Here is an 18,554-nt window from a genome sequence, read left to right on the forward strand (position 1 = left end):
AAGAAGGTGATATCTTGTTGTCTTTAGTAGTAGATAATACAAAAAATGCGAAAGAAATATCTTATACATGCCGGAATTCTTGTGATCTTTATGATGTTTTAACAGAATCCTGTTCAATTAAGAATAAGGTAGATGTAGATAATCCGTTCGTTGTTTCAAAATGTAGTAGATATTTACCCATAAGTAGTTTGGAACTGGATATAAAAATAAATCAAAAAGAATTGGATGGATTAGCAGAAGAGGAAATCTCTTATCCTGAGATACAAGGACAAATTGAAACCTTAGAAAAATCGTGCTATCCTTTTAAACCGGATTTTCCAGCTGGAAGAACGGATGCCAATTGGTATGTTTCTCCTTGTCAAGAATACGGTTGTTGGATAGTTAATGATTATAAGAAGCCAATTGTATTAGTTAGTCCTAATCCTGGAGAAAAAGTCTATAAGTCGGCAGTACCACTTCATAATCATAATGCATCAATAGGTTTAGCATCACGAATAGCTTGGTATATTGATGAAAATGGTATAGGGCGATATGTAACCTTACTCAATGGACATATTCTAAACTAACAAAGCCATCAAAGTTTGAAGTAAACGTTGATATCTAGCGATTCAAAGGATATAATAATATCAATTAATTGAATATCTAAAGGGAAAAACCCTATCTGAGTTAGACACTTTTATGGTGTCTTACTTAAGATAGGGTTTTTTTGATTTCTTAGGGAGGACCAGCTATGAAGGAATGTATTTTTATTGTTGAAAATGAGAATATTACTTTTCGCAAAGGCTTTAAAGATCTATTGGAGGTGAAATTCGGTAAAGATTATATAGTCTCGACAAAAGATAGTCTACAAGATACTTTACGTGGTGAGCCAAAACTTATAATTCTCACACAAGAGGCTTTAAAAGAAGTAAAAGCTATGGATAAGATAAAGACTTTGTACGAGTATGGTACTAAGTTCATTTTGATTAAGGAAAATGATAATGGGTTTCCTTTTGAATTAAATATGTTTAACGGTTTTTTATCCAAACGAATGCCTACTAAAGAAATGACTGAAGCGATAGAAAACGTATTGTTACATGGAACAATCTATGTTCACCCTGATATAGGTGCATATATCTTATCAAAATATAACCGATTTGTTAATGTCTTAAAAACAAAAGAAGAGATTCGGTTGTGAATGATGTAATGAAAGTTTTGTTTTATTAAAAAAATAGTTGTATTTGTGGTATTTTGTGTTATGATTATTTTAAATTAAGTAATTGGAGTGATCATAATGGCAAATACATTGTTGGTTGTTGGTGGAAATCAAGATAAAACGTTCAAAAAAATGGGCGACAGATTTGAGCTTAAAGTGCTACATCATCCTGGAGAATCGAAAAAGTCAGGAAATAAAAAAGAATACCAAACGTTAATCAATAAGGCGGATTGTGTAGTTGTGTTAAAAGGGGCAATAAATCGTAAATCTATGATTATGGTTAAGGAGATTTGCAAAGAGCAAAACAAAACAATTGTTTATCATCAAGGACGCGGAGTAACTGGAGCAATTCAATCATCACTTGCTTATTTTGAAGGATTGTCTGCATAAAAAGGAGCTAAGATAATGTTCTTCATTACTACGGACATTAAAGGTGTAAAAGGTAAGATTTGCGTATTTTATAAAATTTCTTTTTCAGATGAAAAATTTGAAAAGTATTTATTAGAATTAGCTTACCAAAAGGTAACCATACATTTAGAAATTAAAAAGCAACATTTTCATTTGTTTAGTAGAAATAAAGGAGCAAAAATCATTTTCTCTGATAGTTTGCTAACAAAGGATCAGGACTGTTTAGAGGACTATATTTTGAGCGGAACGACATTCTCCTTTTCTGAGATGGAAGAGGCATTAGAGTTTGCAAAAAATATTAGAAAAGCAACTATATCTTATTTGAGAAAGCAAGAGAAGAAGTATAAATGGAAGTGCCGCCAAGTTAATTGGAGCACATATGTTAAAGCTAAATTTATGTTATGAAAGGAAGACATTAAATGATATCAGCTATGATTCGTGATGGAAGAATTATCTCTATTAATGAATATAATGATGAACTACACAGTCAACAAATTTATTGTATCGATAAAAGCTGCAAGGCACCATTGGTTCATGTAAAAGGTAACGAAAGAACAACACCATATTTTAAAACTACAGGTAAAAATGAATCTAAGCACACTTCTTCCTGTGGATTTTACAGACCTCTATCGTTTGAAGAGAGCCTTTCGAAAATTAATGACTATCAAAGTGATTTTATAGATCAAGGGTTAAGTGAAACAGTGATTAAATTAAGTTTTAATAAATTAGACCCTGATTATGAACCTAGAAAAATCCAAAGAGAAGACAAAGATGAAGAAAAAAAGAATAAGGAAACTATTAAAATAAAAAACGAAACCGCTCCTCCTAACAGCATAAGCTCACTGAAATCTATTGTTAAATTGTTTTCCACTTATGAACCAGATATTCTTAGTAGTATTTTAATTCAAGTGAAAGGCCACAAAATCCCTATTTCCAATTTGATTTTGTCCCAAGAGGTAGCTCATGAGAAGTTATGGTCTGATATGGCTGTACTTAACCTTCCTTATTTAGTTCATGGAGAGATAGAAGCAATAAATAGAAGAGAAAAAGTTATTTACTTGAACTTTAAAAAAATTAATAATATCCCTTTTTCAATCGTTATCTTTGAAAAATACTTTAAATATTTCACTTATACGGATGAAGAATTAATCGGAAAGTACATTCTTTGTTGGGGACACCTACATAAAAATACATTTAACGATAAGAGTTTTACCAATCTACTAATTAAATCGGACGAATATATAGAAATCATTAAAAAAGGATGAATTAATTTGATCAGACAAGAAGTAATAGAAACCTTAGAAGGCAACCTAATAAAAGGGGTATTTTTAGGGGGATGTTTCTCCATTCCGTTATGGATTTGTTTGATAGGTTGGATAAAGCTATTTATATCTATAATGGAATATTTTTTTGAAACGGGTTTCCCCTACATATAGAAAATTTCAACTTGTAGGAGAAACAAAAAGGTGAGGTTGTACATGAAAAGGGTGGGTTACTTAACTAAGAAAACCTCTAAAGGAAAGGTGTATTTGTATATTCGTAAATCTTATAGAGAGGGGAAGAAGGTAAAACATCAATATATATATGGATTTGGACCAATTGAAACGGCCAAAGAAAAGCTATATAAAATTTTTGAGGAAGAAATAGAATTCCCAAAAGAATTGAAGATAAATGGATTTAATCTAGATGATGTCTATGATTGGATATTAACTTTAGAAACAGGTGTAACAAAAAGTGGAAGGTTATTTGATATAGGCTGTTTTCGAAAATAGATAGGAGTATAGATATAAGATGATGAGTCAAGAAGAGAGAACAAAAATGAAAACATATGTAAGGAAAATTCTTATTTTTTTTATAGTATTGTTCATCGTAAGATCATTTATTTTTGTTCCTTTAAAGGTAGATGGAGAATCTATGAAGCCTACACTACAGAATGGTGATTTAGTTCTAATAAATAAATTTAATACACCGGATAGATTTTCAATCATAATTGCCCGTCTTCCATCAGGAGAGAAAATAGTAAAGCGAGTAATTGGGTTGCCAGGTGAAACGGTCCAATACAAGAACAATCAATTGTTTATAAATAATGAAGCTATTGATGAGGTGTTTATACCTAAAAACAAAGATATTTATACGGAAGATTATGCTTTAGTGGGGAAAGTACCAGCTGATCATTTATTTGTATTAGGGGATAATAGACAATTTAGTACGGATAGTAGAGAAATAGGAACAATTCCTATTGAAAGTGTAGAAGGCTGCATTGGAATGCGTTATTGGCCTTTAAACAAAGTGTCTATTTCAATCGGAAAGGATAGTTTTAAATGATTATTTTTCTTCTAATATGTGTTATATCGTTAATGTTTGTTATTGACTACTTGAAAAGAAATATAACGGAGTTGAAAAAAGAACAACGAAGAGACAGTTTGGAACATAGAAAAATCCAACAATTCATAAACGTAAGTAATGGTACTGAAATAAGAGAACGAAGTGGAATGAAAAATGGGCAATTGAAAGGTTACTCTAATAAAAGCAGTTATGAAACTAACAAAAACTCTAATGAGTTTTTCAATAATAATTTTTATTTTGAAAATGGAAATGTCCTAAGGGAAATGATTGAAAATTCAAACGAGTCATCAAGTAGTTCTGATTATACAAACAATAATTCTTATGATTATTCATCTAGTGATTATAGTAATGACTCTTCAAGTGATAGTTCTTCATCTTTTGATTAAGGAGGAAAATGTAATGAAACAAAAAATAGCAATAATGACCCTCAGTATTATTTTATTATTTTTCACAGCATATAGTACAGCCTCTGCAAAGGTATCTTTAGGGAAAACCGGAGGTTCTAGTGTGAAAAGTTCTTCTATTAATAGCGGTAAGGTTAGCTCAGTGAAATCAAAAAATAATACAAAAACCAATGCAAAAACTAGTCCTAGTAATATTAAAAGTAAAAATGCTGCAGCAAATGCAACTAAAGGAAAAAATAAATATAAAGGACAAGCTTATTATAAGGGGAATAATTTTAGCAAAACATTATTAACCACTGCTGGTGTGTATTTGATTTTAGATTCTGTGACCAATGAAGGAGATCCGATATACGTTTCTGCTGAAACAGGCGAACCAGTTAAAGTTGAAGAATTGAAAGATGTAAAACCTGTTGAGGATACTGAACCGATTACTGAAGAAGAAAAGGAAGAGGCGAGCAAAAAGGTAAATAGTTATTATGAATTAATAAGACAAGGGAATTATGGAACAGCAATTAAAGAGCTGTTACTATCTAAACCGGAAATTGAAAGTCAATTAGTGCCTGAAGATAAGAGAAATACCTCTGATATTCAACAAGTAATAAAACAAATATCCCAATTTTATACTAGCAAAGGTAATTCTGTTGCTACTTTTAGCATAGAAGATGCTAAGGAAATCGATGGAAGAAGTATTTTGTTTACTGCTTCGTTAACTGACTCCAAAAAATATACCTATCAAGAAAGAATCGTCGCTATTAAGTTTGAAAATCAATGGTATTTAACTTTTGATCTAGTAGATGATGCTGTTAACCAAGTGATCGATGAACATGATTTAACCCCAAGGGAAGTAGTTACTAAATATTATAAAGAAGTAATAAATGCAAACTATGGGGCTGCAAGCACTTTGGTCTCTAAAAATCAAAGCTTTACAAAGGGGAAGACAGATGAAGAAATTAAAACTGAAATGATTGAAGCATTTAGTGAAAACGAAAACCCGTTATCATCAATAGATATACTTAAAGAGAAAAAAGAAAATGATCAAATGTATTCTTTCACAGTTAATCTAACTCATCTATATCCTGGATTTTTTGAGGATTATATAGAGAAAACAACTGAGGTTGAAATTAAAGCTTTATATGAGGGAGGAATGTGGAAGCTTAACTTTGATGATGAGAAAAAGGCAAGTAGCAAAAACGAATCCCCCTTTTTATCACTAGATGATTTAAAGATCCTGCTGCATATCGTCTTTATAGGTGCTTTATGTATTTCAATAGCGATAATGTTAAGCAATGGTTTAAAAGATCGGAAGAAGCTTAAAATGACCATTATAAAAGGGAGAAGGTAATAACATGCAAATAATATTATGGATAGAAAAAATACTGTTGGTTTTTCTTATTGGTTCATTATTATTTAAGATTCATTATTCTCGTAAATATTTGGACCAATTAAAAAATCATAAAAAGGTAAGTTTTATAAATGAAATTGATATTCCTTATGGGAAGAGCATAGGGAAAGTTATTGAGTTTTCTTTTCCTATTAATGAATATGTCCCTCTGAATCCGAAATGGAATCTGATTTGGTCCATGAGAAAAGAAAATCTGAGGGTAAGTAACCGTTATTACGAAGTAAATAAAAGGAGATTTGCTTTCAAGCTGGACAATAGCAATTATTACTTATTCAGAAATGAAATTTTGATTCCTTTATCAAAAATTAAAGAAGAATATTTTGTGATTCATTTTAATGAAGAAATTATTTATTCGATTTCGTCATTGGAAGACCTCTCTAAAAAACTTTCTGAGCAGGATTTAAAAAAAGAGATAGAGAGAGTTATAGGTTTTATTAAGGAAATTTCTGAATATGCTAATGGAATTGAAAAGCAGGCTAGTCAAAAAGTAAAAATCTATCAAGATGAAAAGATGAAAGATTTATTGGAGAAACATCATTTAGCTATGGAACAAAATATAAAAAAGGTGCAATTGATCAACAAGATCAAATAAATAGAGAAGGAGATCAGGTATGTTGTTCTATATTGATGTATTGGGTGCCATTCTGAAGATACTTGGTTGGATTAAATCATTGATAGAAATGATAGGTTAGTAAAAGGGGAAGTTATTATGGATATTACAGAGAAAAAAGAAAATTGGAAATGGACATAGGATGATGTAGGGGCACTCCTAACATTAATAGGAATAGTTGGATTAGTTATTTTTTTGTTACAAATACTAAAATGTTTTTCTTTGATGTTCGTGATGAGGGCGATTATAATTATCAATTCGAGAATTATAATATCATTTCATACAATATGAAGATAAAAAAACAAGCTCTTTTTATCAAAAGACGATTATAACATATATGTAGAAAACGAAAACGGACAACCAAAAATACTTAGTTACTTGGTAAGAAAATTAGATACTCTTGAACATGCTTCACAAATTAAGAAAAGAATTTTTACACCAAGTAACCGTAAATATAGAAATTCACAACATCAAGGCGGATCTGAAATTATTTTAAATGACAATCCTGCCGAACATTTAAAGCAGGATACCAATCAGCCTGTGTAGGTTACACAATTTGACTTTGGCAATGATACAATAGTACAGAAAGAGTCTTGCGATATACAAGAAGTGAATTAGGGTGATATTTATATCTAAATTTAAGTTCAAGGTGGTGGCGTTCTAAATAAGAAGCAATAAATCGTGGGTGGATGAATCGGTTTATGGTGGTATGATTCGACCGATTGAATTTAACACATTACAGATTGCTAAGGATATTAAGAGCCAAGGGTTAGAAAGTTTTATAAAGATGATTCAATTGTTATCTAAAGATGCCTGTAATTATCATCTTGCAATGAAAATAGTTTATTTGCCATTAGGTAGAAAGTTTTCATTGTTATTAGATGGAACAAGAAAATCGTGCTGTATAGTTTTATATATAAAATAGGATAAGCAATAAAGAATTCTATGTAATAGAAATTGCAACACCTGCGACAAGAGTTTATCCACATTGATTTTAAGTATAGATAATAATGAAACAGAGCATCTTATTTTAAAAACTATTAGGGATCTTATTTATAATAGTAGTAGTTTGAATATACTAAAGACTTATCAAGACTAAATTTTAAAAGGTTAAAACATGTAAAGCAAAGTAATTATGAATGGAAAATACGGTTAGAATCTAACTTTAATTAAAGGAGTAAAAATATATGGCTGACTATTTTTTAGACACTAGTATAAAAAAAATTAAAGAAGCGAGTGAAAATAATAAATTAGTAATTTTCGTAGGAGCAGGAGTTTCGGCGAATTCAGGAATGCCAACTTGGAATGAATTAATTAAAGAATTTGCAAAAGATTTAGGGGATTTTGAGGTGGATAAATCACCGGATTTATATATGAAGATCCCTCAATACTATTTTAATGAAAGGGGAGAAAAAGAGTATTTCGAAAAATTAAATCAAATTTTTCGAAAAAAGAAATATAAATCAAATCCAATACATAAGGAGATATTTAAGCTTAAGCCTACTCATATTATTACTACCAATTACGATACTTTGCTAGAAGAAGCTGCAATAGAAGAAGGCCAATTTTTTCATACTGTAAAACATGATTTAGACCTCCCGTATGACAATTTTAATAAAACTATTATTAAAATGCATGGTGATTTTGAAAATCGAAATATTGTTTTAAAGGAAGATGACTACTTAAATTATTCATCAAATTTTACATTAATAGAAAGTTATATTAAATCTTTAATAGCTACAAATACTGTTCTCTTTATAGGATATTCAGTGAATGATTCAAACTTTAATTTGATTTTTCAATGGGTTAAAAATATACTGAGAAATCATTTCCAACCAGCATATCTAATTGAAAGTAGTAAAAGATATTCCCGTATAGAGCATGCATACTATAAAAATCGTGGTATTAATATTTTGTATGATGATGAAGTCAATAATTTGCCAAATAATAATGTGTTTGATAAATCTAATTGGAGAGGAAATAGATTATTTGATATATTAACTTATTTTAATTCGTTTGATAAATCAATGAAGATGAGTGACTTAGAAGGTATTTATGAAAAACTCAGTTGTTTTGAGAATTTGAATTTTATTATGCCAGATCAAATTGTGAAAAGTTTAGGGTTAAAGTCAGTGGGTTATGATTTATTTGGTGATAGAACTTTAACAATTATAAATGGTGAAAATTCCTTATTAAAGATATTTTCAAATGCTGACCAATATAAAGATAACTGGATGTTTGATAAAATTATAAAAATATTCGAAAAGGCAAATATTCAGGGAGTTTCTATAGAAAAAAAGATATTATTTAGTATTGAGAGTGAAGATAAGTTTTTAGATGATTTGATGATTAAAATTATAGAGAAAGATAGTTTAATAAGTCCTATAGATATAAATAGTTTTACGAGTCTTATCGAGGGAGAAGATTATTTTCTTATGTTAAATCAAGCATATACATATTATGAACATGATCATTTTCTTGATGCGTATAAATATTATAAGACTATTTCATTGAAGACTTTTAAAGACAAGGAATATTTAATTTATTTTATTTCTGAATTTAATAGAAAACATGTAGGACATTTTTTAGTTAATTCACATAAAGTAAATGATGATTTAGAAATAGAAATTAAAGAAATAGACCTCGAAGATATTTACAACAATCTTCCATACAAAGAAAGAAAGAGTATAGAATTTTTGAAGGAAATCCAAGACTTTAATTTAATATATAAAGTACAAAATAAGTTAAATAAAGAAGTAGATACGTTAAAGAAGACTAAACGTACTGTTGAGAAAGGCGGTTTTTCTTTTAATAGTTCGATAGATAAAAATTTCCATATAATAAGTAATATTTGGATGTTTATAGAGTCTAACTATTTATGCATAAATAAATATACAGAGATCAAATATTTATATTTAAGTTTTATAGAAGGTGTTTTTGCGAGTTATAGCACTCAAAATAACCCTAACACGAAAGGTTTCTTCAGCGGAATTTCTGCAAATAAAATAGAAGAATTGGATCTTTTTGAAGTGTATATAATAGTAACAAAATTAAAGACAAGTGATTTAGAAAATATTTTGATAGACTATAATATTAAAGAAATAAACTTTAATATTAAAGCTTTTGAGTATATTATGAAAGTTTTAGATACAGTAATTGAAAATATATTAAACAATAAAAACAAAGAAAAAAGCGAGGTATATCTTTTTAATTTATTAACATTAATTTCGAAATCGAACCTAAGTATTCAAAAGGCAAATGATATCGCAAATAAATTAGTGTTACTTATAAATGAAAAAATTTATCTAAATGAATTTAAATATCTAAATAAATTTATAGTTTCGGTAGCAAATAAAAAAGTATTGTTCCAAAAGACTGTATCAGATTATTTGGAGAAATATTTAAAAACATACTTACAGAATAAGAGAATAGTTGAATTTGATAGAAATGGATTTTATAGAAATTTGACTAATATATATACCGATTATAATGAATATCCTATAAAAAGAGATGTAATATCTAATATTATAGATTTAGTAAAGAAATCCTATAAAGAAAACCATTATAATTTTTTATATGAAATTTTAGGAAAACTACTGGTTCCGATAGTTAATGCTTTAAATGAGGATCATAAACTATTAATAATAGAAGTAATAAAAAGTTTATTAGAAGAAATAAAGACTAAGCAAAGTTCGTTAGATTTTAATGAATTATATTTTTACTATGTCATTTTGATTAACAATGTTGTTATTGCAGACAAAGATATTAATAAAATTATAATAGAAGATACAGTAGAAAAAATTCGTACTCAAGATAAGAATATAAAGTTACATCCAGATCCTGTAGAAAGAAACCTAAATATATTAACAGATTTATATAGAAATGATTGCCTTAAAAAAGAAGAAGTTGAAGAGTATGTGCATTCCTTTGATGGCTACTCAGAATATTTCGATTTAGTGTTTAATATGGAAAATCCTAAATTAACTGATATAGATTTACTTCTATATTTAAAAGAAGAAGAAATAGAAACTTTAATGAAGAGAGAAGGATTCAAGGAATCTGTATATAACTTATTCGAAAAGAGATTGGGAAATCAAACGTTTGAAAAATATAAGGATATTTTTAATGAACTGTATGTAAGAAGATTTTGAAAAGGCCCTTCTTTTAATGAAATCATGTAGTTCGATTAGGTAAATATAATGGGCGTTAACGTTATCGTTGCAAGTTTTGCAGAAAAATTTTACCAATACCACTAGTACAGTCTAAAAGGCAACATGGATTACATTTGGCATGATAAAGGGATACTCCCTACTAGAATCTCATGATAGTTACTTATGATAGATTACACTTGGATTTAGAAGCTGTTGCTTTTAAAAGACAATCACAAGAAATGTGAGCCATCTTCTTTGACTTCGAGCAATATGGTTTAACAAAACTGGCCAAGAGACCGAAAGGGGTTTGGCATGAAAATTTTTTCAATTGAGATTGAGGAACTTTATTATAATTACGGAGTCAAAAAATTGGAACAGTGGGTTATCTAATCAAAGCATTATATAGAAACTTTTTTTTAGAGTAAGTTTGAAAATATAAAAAAGGAAACCTTTCTGAATAGGCTTCCCTTTTTTATATTTTCAACATTTAAGTTTACCAGAGCTAATGTAAAAATAATTAATTTAGTTACAATGAGTTAATTATTCTTGAATTTTTCCAAGCATGCCCCGCATTGTTTTCTCTTCTTGATTTCTTCTGCAGATAAATAGATGTTGTTTGAATCGATTTGTGCCCCAATGCAATTTTAATTTGATCCAAACTCGCCCCTTGATCAGAACTAATTTGTGCAAAAGCATGTCTTAGTGTATGTGGTGTAATTGGATTTTTCCTTGTTTTGATGAAAGGTAAATCCGCTTCATTAATTTTTTTTGTTAAATAATTAGATAAATACTTATAATTGTATGGTTTCCCTTTGTTCGTCATAAAAATATACGAATTATCACTACCATCTAATATAAAATCTAACCGTCTTGTTCGTCGAAATTTCCGTATTTCTTCTATTATATATGGATGTAAGAGTACCTCTCTTTCATGTCTCCCTTTTCCTAATACATATAACCAGTAATCTCCATCCACATAAGAAATATCCGATATTTTACTATGACATAATTCGTTTATTCTAAGCCCTGTTGTAATTAAGGTTGCTAGTAAACAATGAACAATGGGATGGTCTTTATAATAGTCCAATATCTGCACTACCTCATTTTTTCCTAAATCCCTATCTGGCCGATCAATATCCCGCACATTACTACTCAACATTTTTTCATGCAGCGGAACTTCTATATACTTTGTTTTATACAAAAAAGAAAGAAATCCTTTAAGAACTACCATTTTACGACTCAGTGTAGAAACTGCGTATGGCTTCTTCCCCTTCCCTAACGGAGCTGCAGCTAACCACTCTTGAAATTTTCTAATATGTACATGATTGAGTAGTTTGAATATCTGATAAGGATTTTGCTGTGCGTTTAAATCTAATCCAATGGAAAAAGCATTTTCTATTATCTGTTTATACATGATAAGTAAATCTCTGCTGTACTCTTCGATGGTGTTCTCCATTTTATTCTTTCGTATATCCATATCTTTCTTTTGGTGTAAAAATAAATACATCATTTCCAAGTCATTTATTTCCTTATTTTTAGATACATCCTCCATAATGATTAACTCGTCAGGTAAATTTTGAAATACTGATGGATCTTTTAGTGTTTTTGAAAACGATGCGATGGATGACTGACTTCCTGTAAATTCTAACGAATTTTTATTCGAATGGAAAGAAATTTCCTTTTCTAGCATTTTCACACCCCTTTTGTCATTTTTTAAAAGTATAGTAATTATCTGGTTGTAGGTAATTCATTATTAAGTAAATTTAAATACATTTAATATCTACTCCTATATTAGTAGAAAAATCATTTATTTGTCTACTATATATACATATAAATAAAGATAATACTTAAAATACGTTTTAATATAAAATAGTAGGTATCATATTCTTTATATAAAATATACATTAAACCTTTGTTTAATATTAAGATATATATTATAATCTGTTTAATGATAAAAGGAAGAGGTGGATTTTTTGATTAGCGAAAGTTTATACCGAGCATTAGATGAAAGTACTTTTTTTGTAAGTAAATATGAAGTGCAAGTGAAAACTTATTTCTTACAAAAATCCAAATATGGTCTTAGAGTGCAAGTTAGTAGATTTGTAGATAAAAGAGGAAGTTTGAGTCGAGAAAAAGATACAGTGGAGATTAAATTATTGATAGGGGGAGGAGGGGTAGTTATTGATAAAACTATTAAAAGTATTACATTAGAAAAACCAACAAGAAAAAAGGTAGAAGAATGTATTACAGATTTTTTAGAGAATGCTAGTGAGTATTGTAAACAAAGTGAGAATTAATACATAAATTAGAATTATTCCCCAATTGAATATTGACTATAGTAAATGGTAACATATAAATAGATTATAATATTGTGTTAATATTAAATGATATGTATACACTATTTTAATAATGATTAGTTGGGGAGAATAAAATGTGCCAAGAAGATAAGAAAAAGCAAATTACTACAAAACAGGCTGCGGAATTATTAGGTGTTGCTGAGAACACAGTTTTATCATATTCCAGACAAGGCATATTAACTGCAGTGAATGAAAAAAGTTGGCAAATTGACAATACGAAGTACTTTTATATTGATGATGTAGAAGAGGTAAAAGACAAATTAAAAAAGCCAGGACTTAGCACCGGTGAAGTTGCTACACAATTAGGTGTATCTACTGTAACGGTATTTAACTATATAAAGGATGGTAAACTTACTGCAGAGAAAAAAGTTTATAGAGGTAGGGAATTATATTTTATTAAACAAACGGAGCTTGAACGTTTTCAAAAAAATTATAAAAATGTTAGAAGTAGAAATAACAAAGAGTTTTATTCCAAACCAAATAAACAAGGTTGGTTTCAATTGTTTATTCATGAAAGAAGTGAAGAACATGGCAGATTGATGGTTGGGGAAGATGAAGATTACTTTTTACTAACTGCTAGTGGAAATAAGATTCCATATACGAAAATTGAGCAATATGGTTTTAAACCGGTTTATTTAATTGAAAGAGGTTCGATAATTTCCAAAAGGAAATTTGCTAAATTTGAGTTCCCTTACGAAAATAATGTTGAATCTAATATATACTCTTTCTTAGATAAATGTTATGAATATATCACTCCAACAAATATGAAGATGAACATAAATAAAGAAAAGATAGAGTTAGAAATTAAACCATATTGTTTCCCTTACGATACTTTAGATGAAGATACGATAAAAATTATTAAGGAATATATGGTGGAAGGTTCCATAATCTCAACGATTAAAGGGATTTTTATAGATTCTGAATATGACGTGTTATCTATAGAGATACCATCTCATGTTAAAGATTCTTTGAAACAAATTGCGTCTGAGAGAAATTTGACTTTGGAAGAGTTGGTTTCTAAAATTCTTGTAGAATATGTTAATGAAAATAACTAATATCTTTTTCTGGATAAACATATTTATAGGCAGCGGTAATTGATATATTGAGATTTAAAATGAACAAATTGAAACCATTTGGGGTTCCATGAATTTAATCTTAATTTTAACGTTCATATACATAATATACAATCACCCCAGACTTAAAAAAGCTGCCATATGCAGTTTTTTTATAGCACTAAAGGAGCATGTTAAATTGAAATAAACCTCAGAGAATTACCACTAAATATAACATTTATAAAAAAATATTTTTGGTTACTTAGATAAATTTATCTGGAGGGAAAATAAGAAGAAAATGTAGGGTGAATTCATATTACACCAAAATGCATGAATCTAGAAAGGTGAGAATTAACCCTCCTATTTTTTAGAAGGGATGTTTTGTTTCTAATTCTTTATAAATTGACGTCAGAAAATTATTAACGTGAAATAACATTTCATCTATATATTCTTTCTTAACCACAAGTTGTCCTGAGTTTATTTCTAGGTTAGAACTTTTATTAATAATTTTTTCAATTCGCTTAGGATTATTATCATCAAATATTCTTCCATTACTATGAACGATATTATTTCTAACTTTATTTAAGCTTTGTATAAAATTTAATTCATCTGCTAAATGAAGGATATTTATTTCCATTTCTATTGTTATATATTCTAATATGGCATCTAGATCGGAATTGTTTTTTTTGTATTTCTTGAAACCATGTCTATCCTTTGATTGCTGATAATGTATTCTAAATAATGCTCGCTCAAGGCTAGAATATGTTGCAGTAATAATTGAGTATCTTAGAATACTTGGATATTCATCCCGTACTAATGCCAAGTCATCATAATAATATTCATAATAATTTTGTTTCTCATCTTCGCTTAGCCCCTTTGTTGCTTCATCTGCTTGTTGTATAAATTCATCAAATTTTGATTCTATAAAATTTTCTACTTCGTTAGAATATAGTGTAATTAACTCTAGTCTATATTCAGAAAGTAACCAAACTAAATTATATTTATTCATATTGAAATACCTCATTTCAAGTGTTTGTTTATGAAAACTTTAAAATAATACTAAATATCGTAAATGAAGGGAGTTAGTTAAAAAGAATCAAACCAGTGGTTTAGAAATCTTTCATCCACTAAAAGAAGGTTAGTGGAACAAGTAATTCTAATGATAAATTACGATATGATAGGGAGTGATCCAATGAAAATTTGTTTTGGTTCATAAATCTATTGCCCTAATATGCTAATAAAAAAGTCGATACATTAATAATATAGGAAAACGACTTTTTATAGCATGAATTTCTCCTATCAATTTTATTAATATAACCTCTATTTTATTTTTTCTATTCTTAATATTGTTTTTTCTTGTAATGGAAAAATCACTTCATGCTCTTCTCTGATAGCCGATGAGTTTAACTCAAAATTTGGAATCTCCAATTTCATAGCTGATATAAACCCCTTAACACTAATCCCTGGATTCTCTTTTGTTGCTTCTGCTGTAATTATTGTATGAGGAATCGATGATTTAAACCAGTATATATCTTCTAGTCTTTCAGCTGCTGTCCATGAAACATAATGATTATTAAAATTCACTTTTTCAAGATTTAGGTGAACTCTTCTTAATGTGCCGGTATACTTCAAATATTTTGCAAACTCGTTTGCTACTTTATTGTCACTACTCTCCCAAATCTGAATATCTTTTATAACTTTTTTCCAACATTCATCTGTAAAATCTAAATTAGTTCTTCCAAAGCCTTCTTTTGGATGATTTACCCACATTTTAAATAATTTTTCTAGATCCATATTTAGCTCCTCCTTGTTTTCATTTGCCTTTATTTTAGTCATTCTTGAAGTTACTATATTGTATATAGGTTATTGTATAATTAGAATATATTAAAATGGAAAGAGGAGAAAATATTGAGTGATTTGATTGAACGTTTTAAACATAAATTAGATGACATTTCATTAAACGAAAATCATATACAAAATTTTCTTGAAGAAAATACAGAACTTATTTCGACCCCTTTTTTATTAAACCATCACTTGCACTTTAATAGTATAATAACAAAATTTAAGATAAGTGATGGACTTATCTCAGATTTTGCTTTTCTAACTAAATCGACAGATTTCTGGCATTTAGTCTTGGTGGAATTAGAAGACCCCAAGAAAAAAATATTTACAAATAATAACGAACAAATCAAGTTTAGTGCCAAATTTAATAATGCAATGGATCAAATAACCGAATGGAAAGCGTATATTGAACAAAATCCTACACAAATATTAAACAGAATAGCCCCTCTAAAAAAACCCTTAGAAGATCGACCAATTAGGTTTAAATATGTATTAATATATGGTAGAAACTCTGAAAAGGAAAATGATATTAGAAGAACAAGGATGTTTGCACAAAAGACAAATGATGACATAAGAGTAATGACTTTTGATTCGTTAATTTCAGAATATACATCAGCATGGTATAACTATGGGAAAATGATTCTATCCCATTGGCGTGAAGGGTATCAAGTGAAATCGATTCCTTCTAATTTAGAAACAAGTATATTTGCTTATTTAACGCCAGCAAATTTAAAATTAGAGGCAGAACAAAAAAAAATACTAATTGAACAAGGTTACGAAATAGAAAAATGGGAAGTAGGAAATATTCTAAGTCATAATAACAAATATACCGAAGAAACTAGGCAGAGGTTTAAGTCCAATAAAACAAAGTTATAATACTTCATGAAATTACTATTAAACTTTTAAATAAATATCCACATTCTTGGTACTCTTTATGATATAAATCTGCTGCTGAAATACCTTTTAAAGTATAGAAATCAATAAAATTAACTGTAAGAGCCTTGCTGGACATTGAAATGTATCGAGGCTCTTATACTTTTGTTTTATCCTTTTTACAGGACAACTACTTTTTAAAACCATTTCATCTATTTAAACGGTTATGTCTGCTTACATAAAGAAATATGGATTAACTACAAATGTTTTATAAATATCATTTTCTATCTATTAATTGCAAAATGTTTTGGGTTAATTGATGGACAATTATTATCTCTTCTGTACTTCTTGTACTTAATAATTCCTGATGAAGCTTTAATAGTAATGTCTTATCAGTTTCTTTTTTTAAGTAGTTTTGTGCAAATAAATCAGTAGGTGAAATTTCAAGAGCTTCCGTAATTTTGTTAAGCGTTTCCAGGGAGATATTTCTTTCTCCTCTTTCAATACCACCAATATATGTATAGTGAATATTTGCCTTTTCAGCTAGTTCCTCTTGTGTAAAACCTCTATATAATCTGAAATAACGGACTCTTTCTCCAATGGTTTTTACTAAGTTATTCATTTTTTCACCTCTTTCTATAAGGGTAAAAAACAATGGAAATACTATACAGTAGTTTATATTCAAAAAAATAAGTAGAATAATATTTATAAGTATTAAAAGACAGGTGAATTTCTACATTACTATAATAAGTAACAGAAAGGATTTCCCATGAATGAAGAAAACTACTATATTAAGAAAAAAGAAACCATTATACCATTTTCGCATGGTAAATATAAAATTAAGAAAACTACATACTATCTTCAGGATAATGAGTATGGATTAAGAGTTGAAGTCACAAGATTTAGTCTAACCGGAACTGTTGAAGTGAGGCTAGTGTATGGTGGGGGACTAATTATTGAAAAAATTTATACAACTAAGAGTATTGTTCATCCTACAAAGGAGCAACTAGAAAAGATAATAAAAGAGTTCTGTGTAAATTCCCACCAATATAAGAAATTAAGTGGTAAATAATCAGTAATTATTGCTTTTTTCAAAATAATCAACTAGAATTTATATATACATTTTTTTGTAATTTTTATTTTTAGCTATCTTTATGATAAGCATATTCTAATAGACACGAAGCCTTTGGGCCTTTGATTTTTACTTAACAATATTTTTGTTAGGTTAATAAAAGGACCAAAGGCTTTTTTGTGTTTATCACTGAAAGGAGCGGTATGTAATTAATGAAGGGGAAATATTTAGGAAAAGCAGATAGTGCTAACTTAGTGCCTGGAATGAGTTATTACTTATTTGAAAATGGTAAGGATTATTTTTATGTTTCTCGTTTTAACAATAAGAAGGCTCATTTTGGTTGCTACGAAAAAACACCTTTTGAAATTAATGAGGAAACAAGGGAGAAAAGTGAGGTTACATTTAAAGTAAGTATTTCAGGACAGATTTCATTTTTCTAAAAGAGATCAGTTGGCATTTATCATTGGTTTTTTTAATAAAAAGGGAGGCAAAAGAATGGAAACTTTAATAAATACTGTAGAACAGGTGAACTTTAAAGTTGAAACTTCATGTTTTAAAACATATGAATTTTCCACGCATAATGGATTATATGTTGAAGAGGCACAATCGGAGTTTAGTTCATTTCGTTTAATGATCTATAAAAATGAAGAAGCGGCTATATTTGTTGCAAATGAGTTTGATTATGATATTAGCGAAGAGGTTTCTTATTTATTTGATATCGAAAAGATTAAAAATATTTGTGAAAACCAAAAGGATGTACCAGATTTCTCTGATGATTACTATGAAGAAAATTAAAAATTCTGATATTTTTTTGGAATCATATTAGTAATAATTGGTACAGG

The 18,554-nt window shown here is 28.7% G+C and carries 21 protein-coding genes; 17 read left to right on the plus strand and 4 right to left on the minus strand.

The features are described 5' to 3' along the window. Positions 1-17 precede the first annotated feature (17 nt). The 11 genes from NSQ92_RS25250 (at position 18) to NSQ92_RS25300 (ending at position 10,516) form a co-directional block, all read left to right on the plus strand. Positions 18-566: a hypothetical protein gene (locus NSQ92_RS25250; RefSeq protein ID WP_341123863.1), complete on the plus strand. Its 549-nt coding sequence runs from the start codon at positions 18-20 to the stop codon at positions 564-566. 164 nt (positions 567-730) lie between these two features. Continuing rightward, positions 731-1,177 carry a response regulator transcription factor gene (locus tag NSQ92_RS25255; RefSeq protein WP_047944127.1) on the plus strand — a complete coding sequence of 149 codons (447 nt, stop codon included), beginning with the start codon at positions 731-733 and terminating at the stop codon, positions 1,175-1,177. Between the two features lie 96 nt (positions 1,178-1,273). Then, positions 1,274-1,585: a DUF2325 domain-containing protein gene (locus NSQ92_RS25260; RefSeq protein ID WP_047944126.1), complete on the plus strand. Its 312-nt coding sequence runs from the start codon at positions 1,274-1,276 to the stop codon at positions 1,583-1,585. Between the two features lie 15 nt (positions 1,586-1,600). After that, positions 1,601-2,008, plus strand: a complete 408-nt coding sequence (locus tag NSQ92_RS25265) for a hypothetical protein (RefSeq protein WP_341123864.1) — start codon at positions 1,601-1,603, stop codon at positions 2,006-2,008. A 14-nt stretch (positions 2,009-2,022) separates the two neighbouring features. Beyond that, positions 2,023-2,868, plus strand: a complete 846-nt coding sequence (locus NSQ92_RS25270; RefSeq protein ID WP_341123865.1) for a hypothetical protein — start codon at positions 2,023-2,025, stop codon at positions 2,866-2,868. Positions 2,869-3,081: 213 nt separating this feature from the next. Beyond that, entirely contained in the window at positions 3,082-3,375 is a 294-nt protein-coding gene (locus NSQ92_RS25275; RefSeq protein WP_047944123.1) for a hypothetical protein, read from the plus strand. Positions 3,376-3,394: 19 nt separating this feature from the next. Beyond that, entirely contained in the window at positions 3,395-3,928 is a 534-nt protein-coding gene (lepB, locus tag NSQ92_RS25280; RefSeq protein WP_053215780.1) for a signal peptidase I, read from the plus strand. A 71-nt stretch (positions 3,929-3,999) separates the two neighbouring features. Then, positions 4,000-4,335 (plus strand): hypothetical protein, encoded by a 336-nt coding sequence (locus tag NSQ92_RS25285; RefSeq protein ID WP_341123866.1) that lies wholly within the window; start codon positions 4,000-4,002, stop codon positions 4,333-4,335. A gap of 13 nt (positions 4,336-4,348) precedes the next feature. Further along, positions 4,349-5,695 carry a hypothetical protein gene (locus tag NSQ92_RS25290; RefSeq protein ID WP_341123867.1) on the plus strand — a complete coding sequence of 449 codons (1,347 nt, stop codon included), beginning with the start codon at positions 4,349-4,351 and terminating at the stop codon, positions 5,693-5,695. 4 nt (positions 5,696-5,699) lie between these two features. Further along, positions 5,700-6,347, plus strand: a complete 648-nt coding sequence (locus tag NSQ92_RS25295) for a hypothetical protein (protein WP_341123869.1) — start codon at positions 5,700-5,702, stop codon at positions 6,345-6,347. 1,205 nt (positions 6,348-7,552) lie between these two features. Continuing rightward, the gene (locus NSQ92_RS25300; RefSeq protein ID WP_341123872.1) at positions 7,553-10,516 is read left to right on the plus strand and encodes an SIR2 family protein; all 2,964 of its coding nucleotides are present in this window, start codon (positions 7,553-7,555) and stop codon (positions 10,514-10,516) included. Positions 10,517-11,042: 526 nt separating this feature from the next. Here NSQ92_RS25300 and NSQ92_RS25305 read toward each other — a convergent pair. Beyond that, the gene (locus NSQ92_RS25305; protein WP_341123873.1) at positions 11,043-12,206 is read right to left on the minus strand and encodes a tyrosine-type recombinase/integrase; all 1,164 of its coding nucleotides are present in this window, start codon (positions 12,204-12,206) and stop codon (positions 11,043-11,045) included. Positions 12,207-12,489: 283 nt separating this feature from the next. Here NSQ92_RS25305 and NSQ92_RS25310 point away from each other — a divergent pair, with 283 nt between their 5' ends. Beyond that, positions 12,490-12,813 (plus strand): hypothetical protein, encoded by a 324-nt coding sequence (locus tag NSQ92_RS25310; protein ID WP_341123874.1) that lies wholly within the window; start codon positions 12,490-12,492, stop codon positions 12,811-12,813. A 134-nt stretch (positions 12,814-12,947) separates the two neighbouring features. Continuing rightward, a complete protein-coding gene (locus tag NSQ92_RS25315) occupies positions 12,948-13,928 on the plus strand; it encodes a helix-turn-helix domain-containing protein (protein ID WP_341123875.1) in 981 nt (326 codons plus the stop codon). A gap of 364 nt (positions 13,929-14,292) precedes the next feature. Here NSQ92_RS25315 and NSQ92_RS25320 read toward each other — a convergent pair whose 3' ends face one another. Together NSQ92_RS25320 and NSQ92_RS25325 are read right to left on the minus strand one after the other, a co-directional pair. Beyond that, a complete protein-coding gene (locus tag NSQ92_RS25320; RefSeq protein WP_341123876.1) occupies positions 14,293-14,934 on the minus strand; it encodes a hypothetical protein in 642 nt (213 codons plus the stop codon). A gap of 311 nt (positions 14,935-15,245) precedes the next feature. Next, positions 15,246-15,719 carry a hypothetical protein gene (locus tag NSQ92_RS25325; protein WP_341153315.1) on the minus strand — a complete coding sequence of 158 codons (474 nt, stop codon included), beginning with the start codon at positions 15,717-15,719 and terminating at the stop codon, positions 15,246-15,248. A 114-nt stretch (positions 15,720-15,833) separates the two neighbouring features. On the opposite strand from NSQ92_RS25325, the gene NSQ92_RS25330 reads away from it, so the two are divergent. Beyond that, a complete protein-coding gene (locus NSQ92_RS25330; protein WP_341123878.1) occupies positions 15,834-16,643 on the plus strand; it encodes a Shedu immune nuclease family protein in 810 nt (269 codons plus the stop codon). Between the two features lie 274 nt (positions 16,644-16,917). Here the strand turns inward: NSQ92_RS25330 and NSQ92_RS25335 are convergent, their stop codons facing one another. After that, entirely contained in the window at positions 16,918-17,262 is a 345-nt protein-coding gene (locus tag NSQ92_RS25335; protein ID WP_171510432.1) for a helix-turn-helix domain-containing protein, read from the minus strand. A gap of 147 nt (positions 17,263-17,409) precedes the next feature. On the opposite strand from NSQ92_RS25335, the gene NSQ92_RS25340 reads away from it, so the two are divergent. From NSQ92_RS25340 to NSQ92_RS25350, 3 genes are all read left to right on the plus strand, one after another. Next, positions 17,410-17,712: a hypothetical protein gene (locus NSQ92_RS25340; RefSeq protein ID WP_016204207.1), complete on the plus strand. Its 303-nt coding sequence runs from the start codon at positions 17,410-17,412 to the stop codon at positions 17,710-17,712. 212 nt (positions 17,713-17,924) lie between these two features. Next, positions 17,925-18,152, plus strand: a complete 228-nt coding sequence (locus NSQ92_RS25345) for a hypothetical protein (protein WP_341123879.1) — start codon at positions 17,925-17,927, stop codon at positions 18,150-18,152. Positions 18,153-18,207: 55 nt separating this feature from the next. Further along, positions 18,208-18,507 carry a hypothetical protein gene (locus tag NSQ92_RS25350; protein WP_047944801.1) on the plus strand — a complete coding sequence of 100 codons (300 nt, stop codon included), beginning with the start codon at positions 18,208-18,210 and terminating at the stop codon, positions 18,505-18,507. Positions 18,508-18,554 lie beyond the last annotated feature (47 nt).

Source organism: Niallia sp. FSL M8-0099 (genome assembly GCF_038006945.1).
In the GTDB taxonomy this organism is placed as follows: Bacteria; Bacillota; Bacilli; order Bacillales; family Cytobacillaceae; genus Niallia; species Niallia circulans.

Excerpts from the sequence above, each read along its gene's own strand:
- NSQ92_RS25300 (WP_341123872.1), top strand. The coding sequence starts at position 7,553 with ATGGCTGACTATTTTTTAGACACTAGTATAAAAAAAATTAAAGAAGCG.
- NSQ92_RS25270 (WP_341123865.1), top strand. The coding sequence starts at position 2,023 with ATGATATCAGCTATGATTCGTGATGGAAGAATTATCTCTATTAATGAA.
- NSQ92_RS25260 (WP_047944126.1), top strand. The coding sequence starts at position 1,274 with ATGGCAAATACATTGTTGGTTGTTGGTGGAAATCAAGATAAAACGTTC.
- NSQ92_RS25265 (WP_341123864.1), top strand. The coding sequence starts at position 1,601 with ATGTTCTTCATTACTACGGACATTAAAGGTGTAAAAGGTAAGATTTGC.
- NSQ92_RS25290 (WP_341123867.1), top strand. The coding sequence starts at position 4,349 with ATGAAACAAAAAATAGCAATAATGACCCTCAGTATTATTTTATTATTT.
- NSQ92_RS25350 (WP_047944801.1), top strand. The coding sequence starts at position 18,208 with ATGGAAACTTTAATAAATACTGTAGAACAGGTGAACTTTAAAGTTGAA.
- NSQ92_RS25305 (WP_341123873.1), bottom strand. The coding sequence starts at position 12,206 with ATGCTAGAAAAGGAAATTTCTTTCCATTCGAATAAAAATTCGTTAGAA.
- NSQ92_RS25295 (WP_341123869.1), top strand. The coding sequence starts at position 5,700 with ATGCAAATAATATTATGGATAGAAAAAATACTGTTGGTTTTTCTTATT.
- NSQ92_RS25340 (WP_016204207.1), top strand. The coding sequence starts at position 17,410 with ATGAATGAAGAAAACTACTATATTAAGAAAAAAGAAACCATTATACCA.
- NSQ92_RS25275 (WP_047944123.1), top strand. The coding sequence starts at position 3,082 with ATGAAAAGGGTGGGTTACTTAACTAAGAAAACCTCTAAAGGAAAGGTG.
- NSQ92_RS25255 (WP_047944127.1), top strand. The coding sequence starts at position 731 with ATGAAGGAATGTATTTTTATTGTTGAAAATGAGAATATTACTTTTCGC.
- lepB (WP_053215780.1), top strand. The coding sequence starts at position 3,395 with ATGATGAGTCAAGAAGAGAGAACAAAAATGAAAACATATGTAAGGAAA.
- NSQ92_RS25345 (WP_341123879.1), top strand. The coding sequence starts at position 17,925 with ATGAAGGGGAAATATTTAGGAAAAGCAGATAGTGCTAACTTAGTGCCT.
- NSQ92_RS25325 (WP_341153315.1), bottom strand. The coding sequence starts at position 15,719 with ATGGATCTAGAAAAATTATTTAAAATGTGGGTAAATCATCCAAAAGAA.
- NSQ92_RS25335 (WP_171510432.1), bottom strand. The coding sequence starts at position 17,262 with ATGAATAACTTAGTAAAAACCATTGGAGAAAGAGTCCGTTATTTCAGA.
- NSQ92_RS25315 (WP_341123875.1), top strand. The coding sequence starts at position 12,948 with ATGTGCCAAGAAGATAAGAAAAAGCAAATTACTACAAAACAGGCTGCG.
- NSQ92_RS25320 (WP_341123876.1), bottom strand. The coding sequence starts at position 14,934 with ATGAATAAATATAATTTAGTTTGGTTACTTTCTGAATATAGACTAGAG.